The sequence below is a fragment of the Ochrobactrum sp. SSR genome (genome assembly GCF_030067775.1).
Classification (GTDB): domain Bacteria; phylum Pseudomonadota; class Alphaproteobacteria; order Rhizobiales; family Rhizobiaceae; genus Brucella; species Brucella teleogrylli.
Genome location: NZ_CP125971.1, coordinates 1,216,440 through 1,242,379 on the forward strand (window position 1 = coordinate 1,216,440; position 25,940 = coordinate 1,242,379).

Below are 25,940 nucleotides of genomic sequence, written 5' to 3' on the forward strand. Positions count from 1 at the left end.
ATCGGATCAGCCCTTGCCTACCAGAAGACGGTCGAGGCCGAACATGCGGTCAATGATGATCATGGTGAGGGTCGCGACGAGGATCATCAAGGCGGAAACCGCAGCCATCATCGGATCGATGGATTCGCTTGCATACATATACATGCGGACCGGCAGCGTGACCGTCGAAGGCGACGTGACGAAGATCGACATGGTCAGCTCATCAAAGGAGTTGATGAAGGCAAGCAGCCAGCCGCCCGACAGACCCGGCAGCAAAAGCGGCAAGGTGATGCGGCGGAACACTGTCCATTCTCCGGCACCCAACGTCCGCGCGGCATTTTCCGCATTGCGGTCCATGCTGCCGAGCGAAGCGAGAATGAGGCGCAGCGCATAAGGCGTGATCACGATGGAATGCGCGGCAACCAGCCAGACGAATGAACCCGTGAAGCCCATCAGGGAGAACAGGCGCAGGAATGCGACGCCCAGCACCAGATGCGGAATGATCAGCGGCGACAGAAACAGCGCATTGAGCGCATCGCGGCCACGGAAATTATATTGCGCAATGGCAAGCCCGGACGGCACCGCCAGCAATGTGGAGATCGTGGCCGAGAAGAAGGCGAGCTTCACGCTGTTATAGAACGACGTCATAAAGTCGTTATGCTCGAACACAGCCTTGAACCAGCGAAGCGAAAGGCCGTTCCACGGCATGGTCAGCGTGTTTTCCGGGGTGAAAGCCACCAGACACACCACCAGCATCGGCGCCAGCATGAAGATGACGACCAGCGTGTGGAAGAAAAGGGCAAAAGGACCGTTCTTGACCATGGTGCTTACCCCAGTTTCTTCTTGGCCTGCCCTTCGAGCAGGCGATTATAGGCGATCATGATGATGAGATTGGCCACCAGAACGATGATGGCGATGGCTGCACCCAGCGGCCAGTTCAACTCGATCAGGAATTCGTCATAGACAACGGTTGCCGCCATCTTGAGACGGCGTCCGCCAAGCAGGCCCGGAATGGCAAACGAACTTGCCGACAGGGCGAAGACGATGAGGCTGCCCGAAAGAATGCCCAGCACTGCCTGCGGAAATACCACGCGGCGCAATGCTGTCAGGCGCGATGCGCCAAGCGTAAGCGCGGCCGCTTCCACCGACGGATCGAGCTTTTGCAGCACGGTCCAGACCGGGATCACCATGAAGGGCAGCATGATATGCACCAGACCGATCACAATGGCGGTCTCGCTATAAAGGATCTGTGTCGTCGGCAGGCCGACCAGTTGCAGCAGGCTGTTCACCAGACCATTGCGTCCGAGAAGCATGCTCCAGCCGAAGGTGCGCACCACGACCGAAACCAGAAGCGGTCCGATGATCACCAGCAGAAAGATCGAGCGCCACGGCTTGCGCATATTCGAAAGAATATAGGCTTCCGGCACGCCAATCAGCACCGTGATGACGGTTGTTATGAGCGCCAGCTTGAGCGTCCGCCAGAAGATCGACAGGTAATAGGGGTCTTTGAGAACCTGCACGTAATTGGCGAGCGAATAGACGTTCTCGATGCCCTTGTCATAGCTGTAGCTATTGAACGACAGCAGGATCGTTAGCCCCAGCGGCAAAAGCACCAGCGCGAAGAAAAGTAGCGTCGACGGCCCGGCCAGGAAAAGCGGCATCAGATTGCGCGGTTCCTTCGGGGCTGCGGAAATATCCTGGGAAGTCACCGAAGCCATGCTCAGTTCACCCCTGCGGTGAGGATACGGCAGTCTTCATGGTTCCAGTTGAGGCCGACCTGCGTGCCTTCGGCTGGCGGCGGATTACCGAGATTGGGCAGTGCCACCGAAAGTGGGCCTGCTGCCGTATTGACCCCGAGCAACCACTGGCTACCCATAAAATAGCGCGTTGCGACCTCACCGGCGATATGACCCTCGCCGTCATTCACCAACTGCACTTTTTCCGGGCGGATAAACACTGAGACATCGCCGGAAAGCTTGGTTTCGCCTGCCGGGAAGCGGATCGCCGTCCCCGCAAGCGCGATCATCTCGCCTTCGGCGCGCGCCTTGAGGAAGTTGGACTTGCCGACAAAATTGGAAATGAAATGGTTGTGTGGATGCTCGTAGAGCTTGTACGGCGCATCGACCTGCGTGATGAGACCCTTTTCCATGACGACGATCTCGGTCGCTGATCGACAGCGCTTCGGCCTGATCGTGGGTCACCATGATGGTGGTGATGCCGACGGTGCGCTGAATGCGGCGCAGTTCGAACTGCATTTCCTCGCGCAGCTGCGCATCGAGATTGGAGAGCGGCTCGTCCAAAAGCAGCACTGGCGGATTGATGACCAGCGCGCGGGCAATCGCAACACGCTGGCGCTGACCGCCCGACATCTCACGCGGATAGCGATCCGCCAGAGCGCCAAGATGCACAAGTTCCAGCACCTCGCGCACACGCTTTTCGCGCTCGGCCTTGGCCACATTGCGCATTTCAAGGCCGAAACTGACATTCTGTGCCACCGTCATATGCGGAAACAGCGCATAGCTCTGGAAGACGACACCAAGTTCGCGCTTGGCCGGGGCCAGACGGGTAATATCGCGACCATCAAGCGTGATCGAACCGGCGGTCGGGGGCACCAGTCCGGCGATCATCTGCAAGGTGGTGGTCTTGCCGCACCCGGAAGGGCCGAGCAGCGAAATGAACTCCCCCTTTTCAATCGTCAGATTGAATTTATCGACAGCCGCGAACTTGCCGTAGTGGCGGGAAATTCCGGAAAGGGTCAAAAAGCTCATTGCGTCTCCCTCTCGGCCTGACTTCCGCAGAAATGTGCGGGGGAGCGGAAGCGCCGTGATGTTATCTCACGTCGCCTCTTTACAGGGCTGGCTGGCGGGGCGGTCATTCATGCTCGGTTGCGCAGCAACACTTTAGTGGCCAGCCGCTTTCGCGGCCGCATCGTTCCCTGAACAACGCCTGAAGCAAAACCGCCGATCCGTTTGCAGCACTTTTTCGGTGCCTCGCCGGACCTTCCCATTTGGCGACGCTTTCAGATGGCAGAAAAAATTCTGCGATTACAAATTATAATTTTCAAATCCGGAAGAAATTATATACATCTTTTAAAATACAGAATTTGGAAGCAGTTTTATGGATGATATATCAGAGAATTCGAAATCTGGCGCCGCTCTCAACTCAAGTCTGGTGAAGGCAATCCATATTTTGAAAGGTCTGGCCGCCAGCGCCGAGGACGGCGTGCGGCTGATCGATCTGGCCCGTGATCTCGAATTGAGCCAGCCATCCACCCATCGTCTGCTGAAGACATTGATTTCCGAAAACCTTGTCGAGCAGATCGCCGACAAGAAGGCCTATCGCCTGTCGCTGGAGTTTTTCGCCATGGCAGCGCAGGCCCGGCAACGCGACGGGATACTGAATATTGCGCGCCCGGCGCTGCTACGGCTGTCGACCACGTTCAACGATACGGTTTTCCTGCTGGTGCGCAGCAATTTTGATGCTGTGTGTCTTGATCGTGTCGAGGGACCTTTTCCGATCCGCTCCTATACCGGCGATATTGGCGGCAAGGTTCCGCTTGGTATCGGTCAGGGCAGTCTCGCCATTCTCGCCTTCCTGCCGGAAGAAGAGCGGGAAGCGATCATCCGCTTCAACATGCCCCGCATTCTGGATAAGTCCACCATCGACGAAGTTGATCTGCGTATCATGATTGATGACGTGCGAAAGACAGGCGCTGCAACCTTCAACTTTAATATGATCGACGGCATGGCTGGTGTCGGCGTGCCCATTCTCGACCATAGCGGCGAAGCCGTGGCGGCCTTCAGCGTCGGCACGCTGGCCTCACGCCTGACCGAACAGCGGCTGCAAACTGTCGTTGAACTGCTGCGCCGGGAAGCGGCGATCATTTCCCACAAGATCAGCCCGTTCGATCCGAGCCTGCGCCAGCCCAATCAGGCGCTGGCCCACCGGCGATAAAACGTCGCGATAGCAAGCTGGGCAGAAATTCCAGCCCGCTGCGGTCCATTATAACCTGTGTAGATCGCTTCGACAGATGGTGCCATGCCGGGCGCTGGGCGCGCGTTCGCAACGCGATATCAGAAGCTTACGACGGCGTTCTCCATCTGCTCGACTCCTGGTCAATCCGCGTTCATCAACATGGGGCCAATGGTCAAAAAAAGACCCGTCGGAGGAGGACCTTTCGAGCATCGAGCGAAAACTGCCAGCAGAGGCGTTTGGCGAGCTTTGTGATGTAGCACCACGGTTTCAGATCTGGCTTGCGCGAAGCGTCGGAAAAGCGGCCCATGTCTGACAACATCCTCCAACTGTTAAAGGATGGACCGCATTACGCCTCAGACTACGATAGAAACCTAACCGATCGGGCGACCCTTCTCTTGGGTCGCCGATGAAAGAATGGAATCGACGCGATCCGACCTAAAAGACCAATGGACCAGATTGTCAGAAGCTAGCTGGGTTGCATGAGACAGGAATGGTTTCATACAAAGTGTTTGTCCATTCGCGCGCGTATGGAACGCGGAACATCACTTCCACATGCTTCGCATCCGTGCGCCGACATCAATGCGGACATTGCGCGCGCTGGCTTCGCTGGCGGTTGCTGCTACTTTTGGCCAGTTCGCCGTCTCAAATAAATGAAGGAGTGTGGCGGGGATGAATCGCGTTCGCGAAGCATATACATGCCGGTCGCCCTTCGCATTTTGCCCATAGGTAAAAAAACGTTGCGGTGTAATGAGAGCAAGATTGTCGCGGGCCCGTGTCATGCCGACATAAAGCAGGCGGCGTTCCTCTTCCAGCTCGGCCGTCGTTCCCGCCCCCAGATCAGAGGGCATACAGCCGTCAACGACGTTGAGCATGTAAACGGAGCGCCATTCCTGACCTTTGGCGGAATGAATGGTGGAAAGGATGAGATAGTCCTCATCAAGAAGCGGTACGCCAGCCTGATCGCTCGTTGCATCCGGTGGATCAAGCGTAAGCTCGGTGAGAAAGCGTTCACGGTTCGGATAGCCGTTGGCGATCTGTTCGAGCTGAACCAGATCCGCCTTGCGTGTATCGTGGTCTTCATGAAGACGTTCAAGATGGGGCTCGTACCAGACGCGCGCCAGGCCGATTTCTCCTGGCCAACCGCCTTCGGCTTTTCGAAGGCTGGAGAGGAGATCAATAAAAGCTGGCCAGTCGTCCCCAATTCTTGGCGGTGGCGGAATTTCTGCAAGCGACTGCAAAGGTTCCGGGTCCAGGGCAATGGTGTCAAGAATCCTGCCAGCCGTTTGCGGGCCAACGCCGGATAGCATCTGCAAAAGGCGGAAGCCCGCAACACGGTCGCGTGGATTCTGCGCAAACCTCAATGTAGCGAGCAGGTCTTTCACATGCGCACTGTCGAGGAATTTCAGTCCGCCGAATTTCACGAAGGGGATGTTGCGACGGGTAAGTTCGACTTCCAAAGCGCCACTATGGCTCGACGTGCGAAACAGCACCGCCTGCTGTTTGAGCCTGACGCCCACCTCACGGTTCGCCAGGACCTGCTCGACAATATAGTTCGCCTGATCGCTCTCGTCCCGAACCGTTACAAGCATGGGCCGTTGCTCCGATTGACGATCGGTCCAGAGGTTCTTGGTAAACCGTTCGCGGGCGAGACTGATCACTCCATTCGCGGCAGCAAGGATGGGCTGTGTTGAACGATAATTGCGATCGAGTGTGATGACGTCGGCTGGCTTTGGAGAAAATTCCTTGGGAAAGTCGAGGATGTTGTGAATGGTTGCTGCGCGGAAGGAATAGATCGACTGCGCATCATCACCAACAACCGTCAGACCATGCCCGCTCGGTTTCAGCGCCAACAGGATCGATGCCTGAAGGCGGTTTGTGTCCTGATATTCATCAACCAGAACATGGTCGAAACGATGACCGACATCCTCGGCAAGCGCGGCATCCGACATCATCTGCGCCCAGTAAAGCAGGAGATCATCATAATCGAGCACATTTTGATGCTGTTTGGCGTCCACATAGGCGGCAAAGAGCTGTTTCAACTGCTCTTCCCAACCAAGGGCAAAAGGATAGGCATTCTTTAACACCACGCCGATTGTACTCTCGGAATTGACGACCCGCGAATAGATTGCGAGACAGGTGCCCTTGGTTGGAAAGCGGCTTTCCATTTTCGAGAAACCCAGTTCATGACGAATGAGGTTCATGAGATCGGCGCTGTCTTCTCGGTCATGAATGGTAAAGTCGGCGCTGAGCCCGATCTGTTGGGCGTAAATGCGCAAAAGACGCGCGCCCATTCCATGAAATGTTCCCGCCCAGGCCAGAGCGTCCGTCATGACGGACGAATGATCGCCAAGCACTTGTTTGCAGATACGCTGGACACGCCTGGCCATTTCGGACGCCGCGCGACGCGAGAATGTCATCAACAATATCCGGCGCGGATCAGCGCCATTGACGATCAGGTGAGCCACACGATGCGCCAATGTGTTCGTCTTGCCCGATCCAGCACCCGCGATGATCAAAAGTGGACCGCCGATCGTATCATCCGGCATGGCGACGCCATGTTCGACCGCTTCTCGCTGGCGATCATTCAGTTTTTCCAGATGGGCCGCTGCCATATGTCCTCGTCACGCATGAGTGGTTTTGAACACGGGACCGCGGATAATCGGCTGACATGTCCATGCGTGGTTTCTAGAGCATTCGAAACAAAAAGGGAACATGCTTGCTTGTGCCTTTGGCGATGCTTCCCCGCCGGCTCCCGATTATGGGATCAGAATCTGATGAGAAACTATAATTTCGCCGCCGGCTTATGCGGGGCAAGAGGCAAATTTTCTGTTTGCCTGTGGCGCAGAGGCCTTCAATGACATCCTGCATTCCGAACAGGCCCCGGATATATGGATCTGTGGCCATACTCATCATGCCTTTGACGTTCAGATCGGTCAAAGCCGCATCGTCTGCAATCCTTACGGTTACTGGTGGGAGCAGGGCAGAAATGGGTTTCGCTGGGACTGGGTGATAGTCGTGGATTAACCGCCTGTCCGGAGCACAGAATCGTGACCGACAGGGAGCTAACAGGTATTGGGCGACAAGGAAGCCTGTAGCAAAAGGAGGGCCAAAGCCAATCGCATGAACGCCTCCTGTGTCTGCTACCCAGATCTAAGCCGAGGTCAATCGAGCCCGATGTTTTGGTCAGAAGTATTTCTGGCATTGCCCGGATAAATAGCGCTTTCGGCTCTTCCAGGTACTAAAATCCGCGATTTGATTGCGGATACCACTGACGCGTCCCAATATGCGACATTATGTCATGAAACAGGCATTAAAGCACTTCGAAATGAAGCCGTTTGGGGGCCATTTGGGCACAATTGGACCAGTTAAAAAAGCATAAGCATCTGATATTATTGTAATATTGTGCTTTACTATAGAAGCCAGCGTTTCTTGAAGCTGACAGACAATCATTTTCAGGAAAGGATTTTTCAATGATTGGAACTTCGCCTTTAGACTACGGTATCGACAAAGCCAGCAACGGCATTGCAGCGCGCATGCTCAAGGATTTTGAGGAGGGACATTTTTCGTTCCTTGCCGATGAGTCAACCGTCGAACAACGCTATAATCAATCAGGACAAGGTTCGGTCTGGCACGATTTCAAGCGAGCTTGTCGCGCTTATTCCACGCTCAATGGATGTGTGGTGATTGTTGACGACACCAACGAGTGTTTTGTCGATAGCGTTGATATCAATGGTGAGTATGAATTCGAATTCGCGAATGCATTCGCAATCAACGTAGCCACAACCTATCGCGAGCGGTTGCTCGCACTTGGAAAGCAAGGTTCTGTCCGGTTGACGCTTTACAGACTTCCCAGGGCAAACTACGAAAACACCGCATGGGGCCATTTCTGGGAGCGCGGAGAATATATTGGCGAAATGAGAATGGCACTCGCGTAAGCGGCCATTTGGCAACCCACAGTCTATCGAAATAAGAAAACCGGGAGCATGCGCCATACGTGCTCCCGGTTTTCTTATTTGGGTTGCCGGCTCCAATTCGTCAGGCCTGGTAAAACCCGGAATCAGCCATTCAGTATGGTCGTCGCAGACTTGGCGGGTGTGACGACACGCTTCTTCGAGCGCGATCCAGATGGTCGGCCGATTGCCTCAGGATTTGCGCTCTTGGCTGTTTGTCAAACTTTAACGGCCCAAACCTGCCAGTTGTGCTTGTCACAACGGTCGTATCTATCCAGTCGCATAATACCGTTCAACGTGCCACGTTAAAAATTTTCATCGGTGTTCATGGTCCGTTTGCGCCGGCGGCTGATTGGCCTCACAATATGTCTATTGGCTGGTGAGAGATGATAAAATGTTAAAAGAAATTCCATGGGACATATTCGGTGAGAACGCGCAAGTTCTTGATGAAGCGGACATTCCGGTTTGTGGCGGGTGTGCGTATTTTTGCATCTTGCACTATGAAGGTGTCGATCGGCTGATCTCACGGCTGCGCATTTTCGATCTTGACACCGAATACTGCTATTCGCTGTACGGCCGTTTTTCCCGGAATGATGCGATTATCCTTGCCGGTAGTTTACCGCCGGCGCTGGAAGAATTCGATGGCGTGCGCTGCCAGGTTGGTCAGCTGGAAGTCATTAGCGGGAGCTTCTATGGAAGCACCCCGATGACCCCATCTGCAACCAAATACGCATTAAAAGTGGTGGACCCAGGTAACACGACGCTAGCTCAAAATGAGATGTACACAGTGTGGGGTTTAGGAATTCCTCCTTGTTCCGCGCACGAAGCTGAAATCGCCACCTTTGCCGCAGAGGATGCGGTGCGTCGGGCGATAGAAATCGTAGCCGAGGGTGAATGTCTGACTGACGATAGAAGGCCGTGAAGAAGATCGGGGGCATTTGACCCGGGAAAGAACGAACGGTCGGGATCGGTTATGAGAAAACTGATATCACGAATTTATCCATGATGTGGAAACCCTGAGCACATAAGGGCAATAAGCGCCATGGTGCGCGAGGGCTTAATGATAATCAGGAAGGACTTATCATGGAAGAAGCGAGGCGGGAAGACTAACATTAAAGCCGAACCATTTTAACAGGGGCACGTCACAGTACAAGAGATTGCGTCATCACGCTGGCCTCCAATCCAGCAATGATCCTGAATCGCAATGTCAAGCCCGAGGGAATCTCATGGCGATCCCGAGTAGCGCTGACAGACTCTAAGGTCGGTATTGTTGAACGCCAAATGCTGAGGCGGATTTAACCGTGTGCGTTGATGACGGCCAGAAAGGCCGGGCCGTAGCGTTCGAGCTTTGTATCGCCGACACCGGGCACATCGGCCATCTGGGCGCGTGAGGCTGGCCTGGCAGTGGACAGCTCGATTAGTGTGCGATCGTGGAAGATCACATAAGGTGGGACATTTTGCGTGCGCGCTATCTCTAGCCGCTTCTCGCGCAGTGCCTGAAACAGCGCCTCATCACGCTCCGAAAGGGCGGATGTTGCCGATTTCCCACGTGAAACAGTACCACGCGATGGCTTCGATTTCGACGGGACACGCAACATGAGCGTATGCTTTGCGCGCAAAAAACTGCCGACCTGCTTCCGAGATCGACAAACCGCCGTGCCCGGCAAAGTCCACATCGATTAACCTCTGCGCGATCAACTGCCGTATGATCGCACGCCAGGTGTGATTGTCATGCTCGCGGCCGATTCCGAAAGTCGAAATCTGATCGTGACCGAAGCGGCTGATGCGTTCATCCTCGACGCCAAGAAGGACATCGACAATATAGGCTTGTCCGAACCGCTCCCCGGTTCTGTGAATGCAGGACAATATTTTCTGTGCGGCTATTGTCCCATCGAAGAGGGTTGGTGGTTCGGCGCAGGTATCGCAATTGCCGCACGGTTCGCATCTATCACCGAAATAAGACAGCAGCACCTGTCTGCGACAGTTCGCCGTTTCGGCCAATCCGAGGAGGGTGTCGAGTTTCTGCCGCTCCATCCGCTTACGCTGATCGGGCGCGTCGGATTCCTCGATGAAGCGGCTGCGCAGGACGATATCTTCATAACCGTAGAGCATCATCGCTTCGGCTGGCAGTCCGTCGCGCCCCGCACGCCCTGTCTCCTGATAATAAGCTTCGATGCTTCCCGGCAGATCGACATGGGCGACGAAGCGTACATCCGGTTTGTCGATGCCCATCCCAAACGCAATCGTCGCCACCACGATGATCGCTTCGTCATGTTGGAACCGTGCCTGGTTCGCCTCGCGCGCAGGCTTCTCCATGCCGCCGTGATAGGAGAGAGCGTCATAGCCCAGGCTGCGCAGCCATTCGGCCGTTTCTTCCGTCTTCCGTTTTGAAAGACAGTAGACGATGCCGCTTTCACCCTGGTGATCCTGCAGAAAACGTTTCAATTGCGCGCGGGGATTGTTCTTCTCCATGATCGTGTAGCGAATATTGGGGCGGTCGAAACCGGCGATGAAGGCATCGCGCTCGTCAATCTGCAGATGCGACAGGATTTCCGCACGTGTCGGCTCGTCGGCGGTTGCTGTCAACGCCATGCGTGGCGTATTGGGAAACTGCGTCATCAACACATCGAGCTGTCGATAGGATGGTCTGAAATCATGCCCCCATTGCGACAGGCAATGTGCTTCGTCGATAGCGATCAGCGAGAGAGGCACGTCGCTCAGGCGTTGCAATGTATCTGGTCTGAGCAGTGTTTCAGGCGCGACATAGAGCAGATCAAGCACACCAGCATGGATATCATGCCACAAGGCTAGCCTGTCATCGCCAGCAAGGTCGGAATTGAGCGCCGCAGCCTTCACACCTGCCTGCCGGAGCGCGGACACCTGATCGGCCATCAACGCAAGAAGCGGTGACACCACGATCCCCATGCCTGGTCGCGCAAGGGCGGGAATCTGATAGCATAGGGATTTGCCGCCGCCTGTCGGCATCAGGACGAATGCATTATTGCCTGCTATCGCGTGCGATATGATTTCAGCTTGTCGCCCACGGAAGGCATCGTATCCATAAACGGTTTTGAGAATGTGGATCGGGTTGGTCATCATCAGCAGTCAAGGCATCAATTGTTGTTCAGATTCGGTGCCTACATTCATAGCAGCCATCAGCGGAAAACCAGTCTTTATCCGAGGCATGAGCAGACCAAGGTACAATCTACCAATTATAAATGCACTTTTTGTGATCTGTCCCTTCAGCGGCAGATCCTCTTTGAAGGAACAACAGCACGGCTCAGTCGCGTAGCCAGTTTTCGACCCTCAGAGCACGGATGCGTGAGAATTCTCCGGTATTGGCCGTGACTAACACCGCCCCGAGCGCATAAGCATGGGCAGCGATGAAGAGGTCATTCGGACCGATGGGCTGGCCAACGGCTTCCAATTCGGCTCGGATTCGTCCATATTCGGCGTCGGTAGGCACATCAAGTGCGAGCACTTGCATACTTCCAAGAATGGCCTCGATGTGCGCCAGTAGCTTCGGCGATCCTTTCTTGGCGCATCCATAGCGTAACTCCGCTGCCGTGATAATGCTGACGCAAACTGCTTCTGGTCCGACCTCAGCAATGTGTATGGCGACAGCACCTTTGGGGTTTCGTGTAAGCTCGGACACGACATTGGTGTCAAGCATGTAGAGCGCGCTCACAGGTCGAATTCTTTCAACGGTAGCAGGGTATCGTCAATATCAGGGAACTGATCTTCCGGCCCAAGCGGTTCCAGCCCGGCAAGCACTTCCAACAGGTTCTGGCGACGCACCGGCTCTATGATAAGTCGATCTCCATCGCGATGGATCATCACCCGGTCGCCCGGAAGTTCGAAGTCAGCTGGAATGCGTACGGCCTGACTCTTATTGTTACGGAAGAGTTTTGCTTCGCGGGCTGGTGTAGGTTCGGAGTGTCGGAGCTGTGGCATATTGGCCTCCTTTGTATATACACGAGTATATACATCGTGACAGGATTAATTTCAAGCGGAGGGGGTCGCTAGCGCGCAATTGTACGTCGTTCAGCGATGTTGTAGCGGTTCATAGTGGGCACCAAACTAAGATGCGGGTGGCATCGTCGGCGGTGGGAGTGCACAGTGGAGACGCCATTCTTCGCAATTATAAATGCAAAACAATAAGGGAGTTATCCGTGATGGGAAATCCCGGGCGCATAAATGGCAACGAAGGCAGAGCTTCCAAGAGGACGGAATGTCGACATTGTCGGATTTGACGAAAGTTTGCAATCGACGTCGATCATACCGATCAGCCCTTGCAAACTCCTCGGCAATGCGTTGCAGCAGCTACTGCGCGAGTTTATTGTCCCAATTCTTATCAGGGGTTCCACTCAGGTCTTTTGATCACCCAGGCAAGACGAAGGGTTTTATCTCATATCCGTTTGCTTCATTTCGCTTGATGTGGCTGAAGGCCGGAGCCGGAAAGTGATAGGGCGCGATGATCCAGTTGTTCAGCGCACAGGTTTCCAGAAGTTTGATCCGCGTTTGGACCGACTCCTCCGGCTTCATGCAAAAATTCGATGCCGGAGCATTATTAGGCAACTGGATAGGGTGATGTATCGCATCTGCTGTGAAGACAATAGTTTCATCGCCGCTGCCCAAGATCAGACCGATCATTCCGGAAGTGTGTCCAGGCAATGCAATTGTTTGAAGACCGGCAACGATTTCGCCTGGTTGCACCGCCAAATAGCCGGGGCCGTCGATGATTGGCATGACACTATCTTGCCAGGCGCCATGGAGTAGATTCGACGAATTGGACGTTGCTTGGGCTTTAGCCAACATTGCTTCAAGCTCTCGTGCCGGCGTAACATAAGTCGCCGAAGGAAACGTTGGGCGCCAGACCCCGCTAGAGTCTGCAATGGTGTTCCAGCCGACATGGTCGGCGTGTAAATGGGTATTGATGACGAAATCAATATGATCGGCATCTAAACCAAGTCCTTCCAGAATGGCAAGAAACGGACCATTCAACCTATCCCATGCGGGTCGATCGGGGCGGTACTTACCATTTCCGATCCCAGTATCTATTAAAACATTTCCAGCACGGGATTGGACAAGATAGATATTGAAACTAAGCGATAATGTATCGGCAAGTCCGTTATCGGCGCTATTCATCGGAGATGTCGGATAGGGCTCGTTCCGAGTGAATTGCATCTCACCAATAAGCTTATCACGCCTCCATTGAACGGGACCGAGATCCGGAATGCAAGTTACAAGCGTCCCGTCCTCAAGTGCCAGTTGTTCAAGGCTGATGCCCAAACTGGCAATCCAGATGTGATTGTGCTTCATAATGCGGGCTCAAGTTTACATTCATCGGCAAACACATCTCCGGACATCTCAGCGATCTTATCTTTCGTCACCAAACTGTACCCACCCTTCCCATCATTTTCGACGCGCATAGCATACCAATCCTGAACCGGGTGCTGATTTTTGCCAAACGCAAAGTTACCTCGAACGGATGAGAAATCAGCCTTCAACATTGCAGAACGAAACTTTTGGGGGTCCTTAAAATCACCGCCGGTATGTGCCAGTGCCGCTCCGATAGCCCGCGCTGTATCATAGCCTTGCGCTGCATACATGGTGGGGGTCCGGCCGTACTCGCCCTGAAATGCGGCAACGAACTGCTTATTGGCGTCGTTGTTCAGATCGACATTCCAGGAACCCGAGACATTGAGGCCCTCTGTAATTCCTCCAAGAGAACGCAGGATGGCATGATCCATGGATGGCTCAGCAACCACCATTGGTATCTCATTTAACAGGCCTGACTGCTGGTATTGACGAAGAAACGCAATCCCCAAAGCACCGGGGTGAAACTGGAATACTACGTCAGGTTTTGCAGACCTTATGCGCGCCATTTCCGCTGCATAGTCGATCTGGTCCAGACTTGTGTAGACCTCTTCTATAATTTCTCCCTCGAAAGTACGGCGAAAGCCCTCGACCGCGTCCTTACCTGCCTGGAAATTCGGAGCAAGCACCATAGCTCGCTTAAAGCCGAGAGCCTTTGCATTGCGCCCCGCGCTGCCCTGCATACTGTCGGTGAGCCATGACATGACGAAATAGTTCGCATTGCAGTTAACACCGGCAAATTCAGTGGGCCCGGCATTAGGGCTTATCACGATCTTACCGGCGTCGATTACCTCGGGAATGATAGCCGAGGCCACATTCGAAAAAATCATACCGGTTATGATATCGGCTTGCTCGTCATATAGGAACCGGTCCGCCAACTGGCGGCCTGTCGATGGCTTCAGTCCATCGTCGGCGATAACAACATCGACCTTTTGGCCACCCAGAAGACCATTGCCCTGTTTAACCGCGAGATTGAAGCCGTCGCGCACGTCTTCGCCGAGATAGCCTGCAGCGCCGGTCAGGGTGGTAATAAAACCTATTTTCACGGCGTCGGCCGCATGCGCGTAAGTGCCCCCAAGAGTAGACGATACCAGAAAGGCGCCCGCGATATGTTGCAATTTAGAAAGTCGCATCCATTCAGTTCCTCATTTGACCATAATCGTAAGAGCATGCGGCGAGTTAGCCGCATATCGAAGTAGCAACCGGCAAGAACACCAACATCATTCGATAGTGCTGCATTCCATCATATGTCGAACCATTATCCACTGTCATAGGAGAGATGCCGGACTGGCGGTCCCGCAATGGTCTAGAGACTATTGACCAAACGATGCGAGACGTTCTTCACGACCGTATAGTGATGCAATCCTTCTGCTCCGCCCTCGCGGCCAAGCCCACTATCCTTGACACCACCGAACGGTGTCTCAGCGACAGATGCTTCGAGCGTATTGATCGAGACGTTCCCAGCTTCCAGACCCGACATAAGACGGTCCACATTTTCCGCGGAGTTCGCAAAGCCATATGCGGCAAGACCGAAGGGCAGCGAGTTCGCCTTTTCAATAGCCACATCAAGGGACGGCACTGGATTGATCAAGGCCAGCGGACCGAAAGGCTCCTCGGACATCGCACGGGCATCGCTGGGCAATTCCGCCAGAGCCGTCGGCGGGAAGAAATAACCGTTGTTCTTCAGACGGCGACCGCCAAAAAGCAATTTTGCACCCTTGGCTTCGGCATCGCTGACCAACTCTTCCAGCGCCATAATGCGACGATCATTTGCAACAGGCCCCATCTGCACCCCTTCCTCCAGTCCGTTACCGACACGGATTGACTGCGCCGTTTCAATAAAAGCTGCAGTAAAACGCTCATAATGGGTTTCATGAACGAAGAAGCGTGTTGGGGAGGTACATACCTGGCCTGAATTGCGGTACTTTCGGCGTGCTGATGCGATGCCCGCCAGAACCGGATCGGCGTCCTCGCAAACGATGACCGGGGCGTGGCCGCCGAGTTCCATAAGAGCGGGCTTCATATGACGCGCGGCGATTTCGGTCAAATGCTTGCCGACAGCTGTTGATCCGGTGAATGCGATGGCCCGAATTTCGGGGCTGGGGATGAGAAATTGCGAAATATCCGCCGGAACGCCGAAAACCAGATTCAACACACCTGCTGGCAGCCCTGCATCTTCAAATGCGCGCGCAATATGCGTAACTGCAGTCGGCGTTTCTTCGGATGCCTTCAGAATAATGGAGCAACCGGCAGCCAGAGCGCCCGCAATCTTGCGTGCAGGTTGGCTCATTGGAAAATTCCATGGTGCGAAAGCAGCGACTGGGCCGATTGGCTCATGCACAACAATATAGCGAATACCGGGCGCGCTTGGTATGACACGGCCATAGAAACGAATGCATTCCCCCGCATCCCATTCGAAAAATTCGCAGCCCCGGATGACCTCAAGCCGGGCTTCAGCTATAGGCTTTCCGTTTTCGAGCGTGATCGCGCGTGCGATCTCTTCCTGCCGCTCGCGCATAAGCGCCGACGCCTTCATGATGATCGCAGCGCGGGCCGCCGGCGCAGTGTTGCGCCAGACCTGATATCCGTCCCAGGCTGCCTGAAGTGCAGCCTCCAGGTCCCCCCGTTCTGCCACCGCAACCTGGCCGATCTCGGTCTCGTCTGCAGGGTTGATAATTGGAAGCGTATTGGCGCACTTGCGCCATTCGCCGCCTATGAAAAGCTGTACGTCGGATTTTTGCATCAGAAAGCCTCTGCAATCTACTAGTTGGGCCAAGCCCAGATTATCGTTACGGATAGAATGAGGGGGTTTAATTCATGTGACAATTCATATTGAAACTATATATCCATGAGTTTTATCACATGAGTTTGTATGAGTGTCGGCGAATTTTTCACGCACCAAACTGCCAGCCGCGCAGAGCCGCGCGACCGCAAAACTTTTTGTAGAAGCCAGTCAACCGATGTTGCGAATCCCGGCGAGCAGGGCCTGCGACATCTCGGTTTCTGGCGAGCACCAGTCCATCAGAATATTGTAATGGTTTCGGTTCGCGACCTCGATTGCCTTCACCCTTCCGCCAGCCACAGCCCAGCAATCGGCATAAGCGCGTGACTGGCGTTTGAAGCCGTCCGCTTCATGCTCTGACCATGCTACGGTTATCGGACACCCACCCACAGGAATGCTCCGGATGGGACTAAGTTGATCGACATCAATAGGACTAAGATTCAGCCACCCCTGCGGGAAAGTTTCAGCCACAGGGGCAAGCTCGAAAAGCCCGCTGACCGGCATGGCAAACTTGACTACATCCTTTGGCAAACCGAATTTGCCCTGCCATCCCTCAGAAAGGAGCGCGCCCGCAAGGTGACCGCCGGCAGAGCTTCCCCCGACCGTTATCCGGTTCGGATCAAGACCATAGTCCCGACCGTGACGCCAAACGAAGGCCAGAGCAGAGCGTACCTCCCGCGTAATTTCGGCAAGAGATACTTCGGGTGCCAGACGATAGTCGACGACGACCGTGGCAATGCCTTCGCGCGCAAGCATTCCAGCCATCATGGCGGAATCTTCCTTGGACAGCGCCCGCCAATAGCCACCGTGAATGAATATAAAAACCGGATTTAGTCCGCCGCTTGACGAAGGGCCGAAAATATCGATCCGTTGCCCGCTTTCTTCGTCGTAAACCACGTCGAAATGCTGCCCCCAATGAACTCGCGGCTCAACACTTGCCTGGCGGTAGCGTTTCATTTCGGCGGCAAAGGTTTCCGGCGAAACGGTAGCTTTGGCATTATAATCGCGATCAAGGCGAGCGGGGTCTAAACCCGTTTCTTCAGCCAGATGCCGTATGTAATGTTGGTTCTTGTTCATGTCTTCATTCCAAGGCTGCTTCTCGCTTTGGGAGAGTGTGTTTCTAAATTGCCGTGGTGGCGACCCGGTTCTCGATAAGGCGGACGAGATTTAGCGCCGTCATTTCCGATGATTTCGGATTGGTCGCGAGCGGGCCGTTTTCAAAACGCAGTTGCATCCTGCCGAAATCGCCTTCGGCAATGATTTCATGCATGTTGAGGCGCGCTGCCGGGTCTGCGACCAATGAGACACGGGTACGATCGAGACCGATCCCAGCAAGCGAGGTAATCACGGCGACATTGGCATTTTGCGGAAAGGCGTCTGCAGCCTTACGGGCCGTATCCGTAAAGAACGTGGTTGCCTCCGTGATTTCATCGAGCGGTATCAGTTGGGCGGCTTGTGTCCCCGCCCAGGCTTTTGCAGGTTTGATGATGCGATGTTCGACGCTTGCAATGGTAAGACGGCTTGCTGCCGAAAGCGCGTCGATCCCCCCGAGCGCGCCGGGTGGAATAATCAGTTTCGCACCGCGGATCGCCGCGATGTCTTTCAATCTTTGAAAGATCGCATCATCCACGAACGCCGATGTCGATGAAACCGCGAAATCCATTCCCGCGGAAAGAGCTGCTTCACCCCATGGCAAGACGCTTGGGCGCCCCGCAACTTCCACGACAAGTCTTGCGCCGGTGGCTGCGAGTTCGGCGGGATCTTCGATCTGTATGGCGCCGACAGGCAGTCCGTCACGAGTGACCGACCGGTCGCGCACCGCGACTGCACCGATTTTGACTGGACTTTTTCGCTCGGCGAGGAGTTCCGCAACCCGTTTGCCGATAGCGCCCCATCCAATCAGGACGATTGACTCAGATACCGACATAAGCATGCACCTGATCTTGGTCCCGTTCGAGATCTGCGCTCGTTCCACGCCAGACCGTCCGGCCTTTTTCGACAATATAATGGCGATCCGCCAGCCGCTTCAAAACGGCGATATTCTTGTCTATTAGCAGGATCGATTGGCCCATTTCGCGCAATTGCATGATGCAATGCCAGATTTCCGTGCGGATGACGGGGGCAAGTCCTTCCGTCGCTTCATCAAGGATCAGAAGATGCGGATTTGTCATCAGCGCACGCCCGATTGCCAGCATTTGCTGCTCGCCGCCCGACAGTGTGCCGGCCGTCTGGTCCGCCCGCTCCTGCATACGTGGGAAAAGCGCATATATCTTGCTGAGATCCCACGGAGACTGCCGCTTGCATCGGTTTGAAGCGGTTGCAACCAGATTTTCCCGCACCGTCAATGTCGGAAAAATCTGTCGTCCCTCCGGCACAAGGCCGACACCAAGACGCGCCACCTTTTCTGGGCTGTAGCTGGTCGTGTCTCGCCCTGCAATCTGGACTTTCCCCCCTTTGGGGGCGAGGAGACCCATCAACGTGCGTATCGTGGTCGTCTTGCCCATGCCGTTACGGCCCATGAGGGTTACAAGTTCTCCTTCGTTTACTTCGAGCGAAACGTCGAACAATACCTGTGAGTGGCCGTAAGCGGCCTGCAATCCATCGATTTTTAGCACAGTTCCTCCTCTCCACCGAGATAGGCTTCCCGCACAGCTTCGCTCGCCCGTATGTCTTCCACCGTGCCCGTTAGGATGACGCGGCCATAGACCAGCACAGATATGCGGTCGGCCAGCGCGAACACCGCCTCCATGTCGTGCTCGACAAGCAGCATCGAAACCGTTCCCCGCAATCCCTGCAGAAGCTCGATCATTTCCTGGCTTTCGACATGGCCGAGACCGGCCATCGGTTCGTCGAGAAGCAAAAGCTTCGGCTTACCGGCGAGCGCCATGAGCAGTTCAAGCTGCTTGCGCCCGCCACTTGACAGATCGCCTGCTAGTTTTTCCGGGTGATTGGCCAGTCGGCTTTGGGCGAGAATTACATCAACCTCATGCCAGATGGCGCTGCGGCCTTTCAGACTGTCGAGAATCCTGAAATTATGTCCCTCGCGCGCTTGCACCGCCATGGCGATGTTCTGGCGCACACTCATTTCATTCAGAAGTGTCGATATCTGGAATGTGCGTCCCAACCCGCGACCGACACGTATCGCGGCGGGCAAGGTGGTAATGTCCTCCCCCATCAGGCTGATCGTCCCTGATGTGGGCGTAAGCTCACCGCAAAGTTGGTTGATAAGTGTAGACTTTCCTGCGCCGTTCGGGCCGATCAGGGCATGGATATGCCCTTCCGTGACGTCGAGTGTGACATGATCCGTCGCGACCAGCCCTGCAAAACGCTTCACCAGATCACGGACTTGTAAGATCGCAGTCATGCGGTCACCTCCACTTTGCGGTCCTTGCGAAACAGACGGCAAAGCGCACGCCAACCACCGACAATGCCGCCTTTGGTTCCCAAGACGAGGACAAGCAGAATGATACCCATGGCGAGCTGCCAATGCTCAGTCCAGGAGGCGAGATAATTCTGCAGGATCAGGAATGCGGCTGCACCCCAGATGGGACCGAAGAAAGTGCCGACGCCACCCAGAATGACCATCACCATCAACTCGCCCGATTTAGTCCAATGCAGTGTGTCTGGGCTTGCAAACCGCATGAAGATGGTGAGAAGCGCTCCAGCCAGACCCGCGCCCATTCCGGCAAGAACAAAGCCGTAGAGCTTGTAGCGATAGGTTTCGATACCCATGGCGGTCATGCGTCGCTCGCTCTGCCGAATACCGGACAGCACCGCGCCGTAGGACGAATGCACGACCCGCCAAAGAAAGCCGAAATATAAGATCATCGAGACGAGGATGACATAATACATCGTCGTCTTTTCCCGCAGGCTGAAGCCGAAAAAATCGTTTGCCCGGCGGACAATGATCCCGTCTTCGCCACCATAGGTCTTCAGCGAAACGAAGAGGAAGAAGAGCATCTGGGCGAAGGCGAGCGTAATCATGATGAACTGCACGCCCGAAGTACGCAGCGCCAGAGCTCCAATGATCAGTGCCGCAAGTCCCGCTACCAGCATTGCTGCAGGAACAGTGATCAGAAATTGATCAGAACCCGGAATAAAACCGAAGAGCAGCGTTTCTTCGGCATGGTGAAAATAGAGAATCCCGACGACGTAGGAGCCGATCCCGAAGAAGGCGGCGTGACCAAAAGACACCATCCCGCCATAGCCGAGGATGAGATTGAGGCTGGCCGCAGCGATAGCATAGATCATGATCCGGGCGACAAGGCTTGACGCAGCCGGCTGCCCCAATGCGTCGGCGCCGAAAGGAAATAATGCAAGCGCCCCGCAGCCGAGAAGAACGAATAGAAAGCGATATGACATGTTTCAGGCTCCCACCGGAAAGAGGCCTCTCGGGCGGAACAGAAGAACGATAGCCATCAACAGATAGATACCCATGGAGGCGATGCCCACGCCGAGCGCGTCTGCCTCGGCGCCCGCCATGAACTGGCGCAGTATTGAAGGCAGAAATGCACGCAGGCATGTATCTATGATGCCGAGCGAAATACCAGCAATGAAGGCTCCCTTGATCGAGCCGACGCCGCCGATTACGACAACCACAAAAGTGGCAAGCAATATCTGCTCTCCCATGCCGACTTGAACGGCGAGGATCGGCCCGGTCATGAAGCCGGCAAGGCCCGCGAAAGCAGCCCCGAGCGCGAACACCATTGTGTAGAGAAGACGGATATCGACGCCGAGAGCACGCACCATATCGCGATTGGTCGAGCCTGCGCGGACCAGCATGCCAATGCGGGTGCGGTTTATGAGCAGGTAAAGCCCGCCAGCCACCATCAGACCCGCTGCAATGATGAGCAGTCGAAACGGGGGGTAGCTCAGGCCTGAAAACAGCTCGATCGGTTGAGAGAGCGATGCAGGCAACTGCGTGAAAATTGGCTGGCGACCAAAAATCAGCACGGTCAGTTCATTGAAAATCAGAATAAGCGAGAAAGTCGCAAGCACCTGATCCATATGATCGCGTTGATAGAGTTTTCGCATGACGCCGAGCTCGATCACGATACCGGCAAGCGTTGCCGCCAGAACTGCTGCCGGCAGGCCCAGCCAGAAATTTCCTGTCTGCACAGCCACCCAGGTCCCGATGAAAGCGCCGATCATGTAGAGCGAGCCATGAGCGAGGTTGATAACGCCCATGATCCCAAAGATCAGTGTTAGCCCTGCTGCCAGAAGGAACAACATGACGCCATAGAGAAGGCCATTCAAAAGTTGCTCGAAGATGAGTGTCATTGGAGGAAACGACCTTCATAAAAAATAAAAAGAAGCGTTGCGCGTACTTTCACACGCGCAGGGCGGTGGCTGTCAGAGCTTGCATTCTGCAGAATAGGAATCACCGTAATTTTCGATCAGCTTCTTCTTGATCTTGGTGGTCGGCATACCATCGTCACCCTTCACGATCTCGAGGAGATACCAGTCCTGCAACGGGTGCTGGTTCGGGCCGAAGGAAAAATTGCCGCGCACCGATTGGAAATCCGCTTTCCGCAGCGCTTCACGCACTGCATCGATATCGTCAACGCCACCGGTCTTCTTCAACGCAGAAGCAATCAGGCGAGCCACATCGTAGCCTTGCGTTCCGTAATATGTCAGCGGGCGGTCAGGGTAAGCGGCTTTCCACTTAGCGACGAGTTCCTTGTTTGCGGCATTGTCCATATCCGGGCTCCAGTGGCTGGTAGCCATGAGGCCGACCGAAGCATCGCCCAATGATTTAAGGATCACAGCATCGCTGGATGGCTCGGACAGAACCATTGGAATCTTACCGAGAAGACCAGCCTGCTGATACTGGCGCAGGAATGCGATGCCCATGCCACCCGGATGAGACTGGAAGACCACATCAGGATTGGCGGCACGTATCTGTGCCATTTCGGCTGAATAATCGGTCTGATCGAGTTGGGTGTAGATTTCACCGACAATCTCCCCCTTGAACCGACGTTTGAAGCCGGCCAGCGCATCTTTGCCCGCCTGATAGTTTGGTGCGAGAATAAAAGCGCGCTTGAAGCCTTCCTGTTCCGCCGCGATCCCGGATGCCTCATGAAGCGAGTCATTTTGCCACGAAACCACGAAATAATTCGCGTCACAGGCCTTGCCCGCCAAGTTGGACGGCGCAGCATTAGCGCTGATATAGAGGTTGTCGTTGTCGACGATATCCGGCACCGCCGCGCCGGCAACATTCGAGAAGATGATGCCGGTAAAGAGCTTGACGCCGTCTTCCGACATGAACCGTTCGGCGATCTGACGCCCGTTGCCGGGCTTGGCCGCATCATCTTCGACCTTCAGTTCAACCGGTACGCCGCCGAGCTTGCCACCTTCTGCATCGATGGCAAGCTTCATGCCATCGCGCACGTCTTGACCGAGATAGCCTCCTGGACCTGACAAGGTCGTTATCACGCCAATCTTGACTGGTTCAGCGGCAGTCGCGCCAGTTGTCAGCCCTGCCAGCAGGCCGATCATCAGAAGTTTCTTTTTCACTTCAATTCCCCTTATGTTTTAAGCTTGTGCACGGGCGCCCGGTAGTATCGCCGGGCGTGCTCTTGTCAGAGCGCCACCCAACCTTCCGGCGGGTTTTTTCCGGGATGAACGGTTTTGCAATGTGGGCAGGTACGCAGCTTCTCATCGTTGTAGAACGCGGCGTAAAGAGGCGGCAGATCGTCCACGATGGATTCCAGATCAACTTCAGCACGGTGAACGAGGCCGCTGCATTCGAAACAATACCATTCGACGGCATCAAGAGCGCCTTCAGGACGAGCTGGTTCGATAACCAGACCGATAGAGCCTTCTTGTGGGCGCTGCGGCGAATGGCGGATATGCGCAGGCAGAAGGAAGATATCGCCTTCGCGGATCGGCACATCGTAAAACTCACCCGTCGACGTATCATGTAGCTTCAGCAGCATGTCGCCTTTGAGCTGATAGAAGAACTCTTCGACCGGATCGTCGTGGTAATCGGTGCGCTTGTTTGGACCACCGACAACCGTAACCATCAGGTCTGCGTCCTTAAACACCAACTGATTGCCGACAGGTGGCTTCAGCAGGTGCTTGTGTTCATCGATCCATTTCTGAAAATTAAAGGCGCTCAGTTTTGTCATTCTCGTTCCCCTTTTCGGTTCGATCAGGATAGTTTGAGACCGCAGCCATCAAATGCCTGCCGGACTGCCCTTTTCTCGGCATCGGTCAACTCAAGCATCGGCGCACGAACAGGCCCGCCGACCTGGCCGAGCAGCTCTTGCCAGTATTTTTGGTGCGAGGTGGGCTTTTCAGCCGGTCGTGACGACTTGAAGGCGTGCCGGACAGGCTCCAGACTTTGCCAGACGGCGCGTGCCTCATCAGCTTTGCCAGCAAAGGCCAGATCGGTATAATCGCGCATGCGGCGATCAACACTTGTCTGCAGCGTGTAGGGCGGCGAAGAGCAGAGATATAGCTGCCAGCCCAATTCGAGAATATTGTCCAGCCACTCATCTTCCGATGCAGTCGAAACCAGAATGCGGTCGCCCGCCAGTTCGGTGAGCTTGCGATACATGTCGCGCGGGACCGAATATTTGATTGCGACGACGGTTTCGATGTCGGCCAGACGGTTGCAGAGTTCGGGGCTCATCAGATAACCACTATCGGGATGCGACCAGAGCGCAAGGCCGATATCCACCTTTGAGGCGATCGTTTCATAATAGCGCATCAGTGTGTCGTCTTGCGCGCGCAGGAAGTGCAGGACAGGCGCATGGACGACGATATAATCGGCGCCGCAGGCCTGTGCATGCTTTGCCAGATCGATGACCACATCCATGTTCTGGTCTGAGCAGGACATGATCGTCTGCGCCTTGTCACCAACTGCCGAGACAGCCAGGTCGAACATGCGTTTGCGTTCGTCAACCGACATGGAGAAAAATTCGCCCTGCTTTCCCGCGACGAAAAGTCCGTCAATGCCGAGATCGTTGACCCAGTGGTCTACATTCTTGCGGAAGCCGCCTTCATCGATCGATCCATCCTCATTGAAAGGCGTGTTTGCCGCAGCCCAGATACCGCGCATCGTAGCGCGCGAGTGGGCTTTGGCGTTCTGACGGTCATACTTCATCGGAAACCTCGCTTCGGGGGCGGGTCAAATCAAAACCCGCGTCTTCCTGATCGAGCCCGACTTTCTTTCATTCGAGAAGTATTGTAAGTAGAATATATTCATAATAAAAAACTCATAAGTGAACCAATGCGCCCCACTCTCCGCCAAATTGAATGTTTCCAGGCCGTGGTCGAACTAGGCAACTTTTCTCGCGCAGCCGAGCGTGTCAGAACGACCCAGGCTAATCTTTCACATACAATCCGGGATCTAGAGGCCGTGCTGGATGCGCGGCTTTTCGACAGGACGACACGGCGCGTCAGTCTGACGGATGCGGGCCGTGCCTTTGCCGAAGGCGCGCTCGCCGGTCTCGCAGAAATTGATCGCGCCGCCGAAACAGTGCGCGATTTGGGAAAGTTACGGCGGGGCCAGGTCAGTATCGCAGCTCCACCTTTGCTGTGCACAACAGTGCTTCCACGTCTCGTTCGCCGGGTGGCTGATGAATATCCCAATCTCGTTATCAAGATTGACGATGTGGGGCCTGAAACCGTCATAAAACAGGTGCGCAATGGGCGTTGCGATCTTGGCATAGGCACATTTTCTGGTGAAGACTCGGATGTCGAGAGCCAGACTGCGCTTCGGGATCAGTTGATGGTTTTTGTATCTCCAGAACATGATTTTGCTGGATATAAGCAGGTCGGCTGGTCCGAACTCGACAATCAGCCAATCATCACGCTCACCCAGAAGAGCAATATTCGACTTTTGACCGAACTTGGCTTTGAACAGGCGAAACTGGCACTGCGGCCCCATATAGAAGTCAACCAGATTCATACGGTTCTCTCGCTGGTCGAGGTCAATGCCGGTATCGCCGTTCTGCCCGCCTACGCTTTTACTGCTTTGCGCGGTCGTGGCATTGTAGCTCGCCCTCTGACGGATCCGGCTGTTGTACGTGAAGTTCGTCTCATCGCTCCCCGAGATCGTGAACAATCTGCGGCCACTATCGCAGTTCGTGCGATCTTGCGGAACCTTCTTCGTCAGATGATTCCCGAAATTCCCGGACCTGACTCAAAGACCAAGAAGATTTGACCGAACGGCGGCACTTTCTAAACCCATTGTGCTGCTGGTCATTCGTTGGACTGTGTCGCTGCAGCTTTGGGCTGAGTAGGGACGGCGAAACTGCCGGGGCGTCGCCGATGGGTCGCAGCGTTCCGTGCTGCTTGCGCAAAAATACCCGTCATCAGTTCCAGCGTGCGCGCCGCGCCTTCCAGGCGCTGACCCAGTTCCGGTACGTGCTGCACCGCATCTATCAGCAGGGCCGACCGCACTTCGGCATATCTGTCGGTAACGTCCTTTCCCAGCGCGGTAGCTTCATAGGTCACGCCCGCGCGACCACTTCCATTGCGCTCGACCAGTCCGCTCTTGATCAGCTTGCGCAGACTATATTGGATGTTCGGGATATCCTCGCGATTGGTCATATATGCAAGATCATGTATGCTCTTGGGCCGGTCGTTCATTCTGATCGTGTGGAGTAGAGCATTCTCCGGCCCGCTCGCTGCAAAATCTATAACCGAGGAAAGGCATTCGGTCTGCCAACGGCCAAAAGCCTCGAATGTGCGCATCAAGGCGTATTCAAATTCTACGACGTCGATTTCCAGTGGGGTATGGGCCAAGTGCCAGGTGCGGTCGAATTTGTCCATGCTCTTGTTCTTGCTTCTGCGCGCCATGTGAATCTCCCTTCCAGGAGGATGCAGCAGCGTTCCTCTTGCGTCTACATAAAATATCAAATAGA

At 54.9% G+C, this 25,940-nt stretch carries 22 protein-coding genes and 2 pseudogenes; 4 read left to right on the plus strand and 20 right to left on the minus strand.

The features are described 5' to 3' along the window. Positions 1 to 6: 6 nt before the first annotated feature. From QLQ11_RS23225 to QLQ11_RS23235, 3 genes and pseudogenes are all read right to left on the minus strand, one after another. Positions 7 to 801 (minus strand): ABC transporter permease, encoded by a 795-nt coding sequence (locus tag QLQ11_RS23225; RefSeq protein WP_121539652.1) that lies wholly within the window; start codon positions 799 to 801, stop codon positions 7 to 9. Between the two features lie 5 nt (positions 802 to 806). Further along, positions 807 to 1,697 carry an ABC transporter permease gene (locus QLQ11_RS23230; protein WP_121539651.1) on the minus strand — a complete coding sequence of 297 codons (891 nt, stop codon included), beginning with the start codon at positions 1,695 to 1,697 and terminating at the stop codon, positions 807 to 809. Positions 1,698 to 1,699: 2 nt separating this feature from the next. Beyond that, positions 1,700 to 2,747: pseudogene (locus QLQ11_RS23235) on the minus strand (ABC transporter ATP-binding protein). 349 nt (positions 2,748 to 3,096) lie between these two features. Here QLQ11_RS23235 and QLQ11_RS23240 point away from each other — a divergent pair. Then, entirely contained in the window at positions 3,097 to 3,933 is an 837-nt protein-coding gene (locus QLQ11_RS23240; RefSeq protein ID WP_121539650.1) for an IclR family transcriptional regulator, read from the plus strand. A 563-nt stretch (positions 3,934 to 4,496) separates the two neighbouring features. Here QLQ11_RS23240 and QLQ11_RS23245 read toward each other — a convergent pair. Further along, a complete protein-coding gene (locus QLQ11_RS23245; protein ID WP_283735323.1) occupies positions 4,497 to 6,566 on the minus strand; it encodes an ATP-dependent helicase in 2,070 nt (689 codons plus the stop codon). Between the two features lie 858 nt (positions 6,567 to 7,424). Here QLQ11_RS23245 and QLQ11_RS23250 point away from each other — a divergent pair. Beyond that, a complete protein-coding gene (locus QLQ11_RS23250) occupies positions 7,425 to 7,889 on the plus strand; it encodes a hypothetical protein (protein WP_121539601.1) in 465 nt (154 codons plus the stop codon). Positions 7,890 to 8,298: 409 nt separating this feature from the next. Further along, positions 8,299 to 8,826: a hypothetical protein gene (locus QLQ11_RS23255; RefSeq protein WP_283735322.1), complete on the plus strand. Its 528-nt coding sequence runs from the start codon at positions 8,299 to 8,301 to the stop codon at positions 8,824 to 8,826. Between the two features lie 373 nt (positions 8,827 to 9,199). On the opposite strand, the pseudogene recQ reads toward QLQ11_RS23255, so the two are convergent. The 15 genes and pseudogenes from recQ to QLQ11_RS23330 form a co-directional block, all read right to left on the minus strand. Then, positions 9,200 to 11,003: pseudogene (recQ, locus tag QLQ11_RS23260) on the minus strand (DNA helicase RecQ). A 181-nt stretch (positions 11,004 to 11,184) separates the two neighbouring features. After that, a complete protein-coding gene (locus QLQ11_RS23265) occupies positions 11,185 to 11,592 on the minus strand; it encodes a type II toxin-antitoxin system VapC family toxin (RefSeq protein ID WP_283735321.1) in 408 nt (135 codons plus the stop codon). Beyond that, the gene (locus QLQ11_RS23270) at positions 11,589 to 11,858 is read right to left on the minus strand and encodes an antitoxin (protein ID WP_121539605.1); all 270 of its coding nucleotides are present in this window, start codon (positions 11,856 to 11,858) and stop codon (positions 11,589 to 11,591) included. The genes QLQ11_RS23265 and QLQ11_RS23270 overlap by 4 nt, the downstream gene beginning before the upstream one ends. Positions 11,859 to 12,284: 426 nt before the next feature. After that, complete coding sequence (locus tag QLQ11_RS23275; RefSeq protein ID WP_283735320.1) at positions 12,285 to 13,226, minus strand: MBL fold metallo-hydrolase; 942 nt, start codon at positions 13,224 to 13,226, stop codon at positions 12,285 to 12,287. Continuing rightward, on the minus strand, positions 13,223 to 14,416 hold the full coding sequence (locus tag QLQ11_RS23280) for an ABC transporter substrate-binding protein (protein ID WP_121539608.1): 1,194 nt from the start codon (positions 14,414 to 14,416) through the stop codon (positions 13,223 to 13,225). Before QLQ11_RS23280 ends, QLQ11_RS23275 begins: the two co-directional genes overlap by 4 nt. 173 nt (positions 14,417 to 14,589) lie before the next feature. After that, on the minus strand, positions 14,590 to 16,026 hold the full coding sequence (locus tag QLQ11_RS23285; protein ID WP_121539609.1) for an NAD-dependent succinate-semialdehyde dehydrogenase: 1,437 nt from the start codon (positions 16,024 to 16,026) through the stop codon (positions 14,590 to 14,592). Positions 16,027 to 16,236: 210 nt separating this feature from the next. Continuing rightward, complete coding sequence (locus tag QLQ11_RS23290) at positions 16,237 to 17,142, minus strand: alpha/beta hydrolase (RefSeq protein ID WP_235859068.1); 906 nt, start codon at positions 17,140 to 17,142, stop codon at positions 16,237 to 16,239. 43 nt (positions 17,143 to 17,185) lie between these two features. Next, positions 17,186 to 17,992: an aspartate dehydrogenase gene (locus QLQ11_RS23295; protein ID WP_283735319.1), complete on the minus strand. Its 807-nt coding sequence runs from the start codon at positions 17,990 to 17,992 to the stop codon at positions 17,186 to 17,188. Continuing rightward, positions 17,979 to 18,680, minus strand: coding sequence for an ABC transporter ATP-binding protein (locus tag QLQ11_RS23300; protein ID WP_121539610.1), 702 nt, complete (start codon positions 18,678 to 18,680; stop codon positions 17,979 to 17,981). The genes QLQ11_RS23295 and QLQ11_RS23300 overlap by 14 nt, the downstream gene beginning before the upstream one ends. Continuing rightward, a complete protein-coding gene (locus QLQ11_RS23305; RefSeq protein WP_121539611.1) occupies positions 18,674 to 19,429 on the minus strand; it encodes an ABC transporter ATP-binding protein in 756 nt (251 codons plus the stop codon). The genes QLQ11_RS23300 and QLQ11_RS23305 overlap by 7 nt, the downstream gene beginning before the upstream one ends. Then, on the minus strand, positions 19,426 to 20,427 hold the full coding sequence (locus QLQ11_RS23310; protein ID WP_121539612.1) for a branched-chain amino acid ABC transporter permease: 1,002 nt from the start codon (positions 20,425 to 20,427) through the stop codon (positions 19,426 to 19,428). Before QLQ11_RS23310 ends, QLQ11_RS23305 begins: the two co-directional genes overlap by 4 nt. A gap of 3 nt (positions 20,428 to 20,430) precedes the next feature. Then, positions 20,431 to 21,345 (minus strand): branched-chain amino acid ABC transporter permease, encoded by a 915-nt coding sequence (locus tag QLQ11_RS23315; protein ID WP_109365798.1) that lies wholly within the window; start codon positions 21,343 to 21,345, stop codon positions 20,431 to 20,433. A gap of 72 nt (positions 21,346 to 21,417) precedes the next feature. Continuing rightward, positions 21,418 to 22,581, minus strand: coding sequence for an ABC transporter substrate-binding protein (locus QLQ11_RS23320; RefSeq protein WP_121539614.1), 1,164 nt, complete (start codon positions 22,579 to 22,581; stop codon positions 21,418 to 21,420). A 65-nt stretch (positions 22,582 to 22,646) separates the two neighbouring features. After that, positions 22,647 to 23,195, minus strand: coding sequence for a 3-hydroxyanthranilate 3,4-dioxygenase (locus tag QLQ11_RS23325; RefSeq protein WP_109365800.1), 549 nt, complete (start codon positions 23,193 to 23,195; stop codon positions 22,647 to 22,649). A gap of 23 nt (positions 23,196 to 23,218) precedes the next feature. Then, positions 23,219 to 24,175, minus strand: a complete 957-nt coding sequence (locus QLQ11_RS23330; protein WP_109365801.1) for a dihydrodipicolinate synthase family protein — start codon at positions 24,173 to 24,175, stop codon at positions 23,219 to 23,221. Positions 24,176 to 24,301: 126 nt separating this feature from the next. Here QLQ11_RS23330 and QLQ11_RS23335 point away from each other — a divergent pair, with 126 nt between their 5' ends. Then, positions 24,302 to 25,237, plus strand: coding sequence for a LysR family transcriptional regulator (locus QLQ11_RS23335; protein WP_121539615.1), 936 nt, complete (start codon positions 24,302 to 24,304; stop codon positions 25,235 to 25,237). Between the two features lie 38 nt (positions 25,238 to 25,275). On the opposite strand, the gene QLQ11_RS23340 is transcribed toward QLQ11_RS23335, so the two are convergent. Then, entirely contained in the window at positions 25,276 to 25,875 is a 600-nt protein-coding gene (locus QLQ11_RS23340) for a winged helix DNA-binding protein (RefSeq protein ID WP_121539616.1), read from the minus strand. Between the last annotated feature and the right edge of the window lie 65 nt (positions 25,876 to 25,940).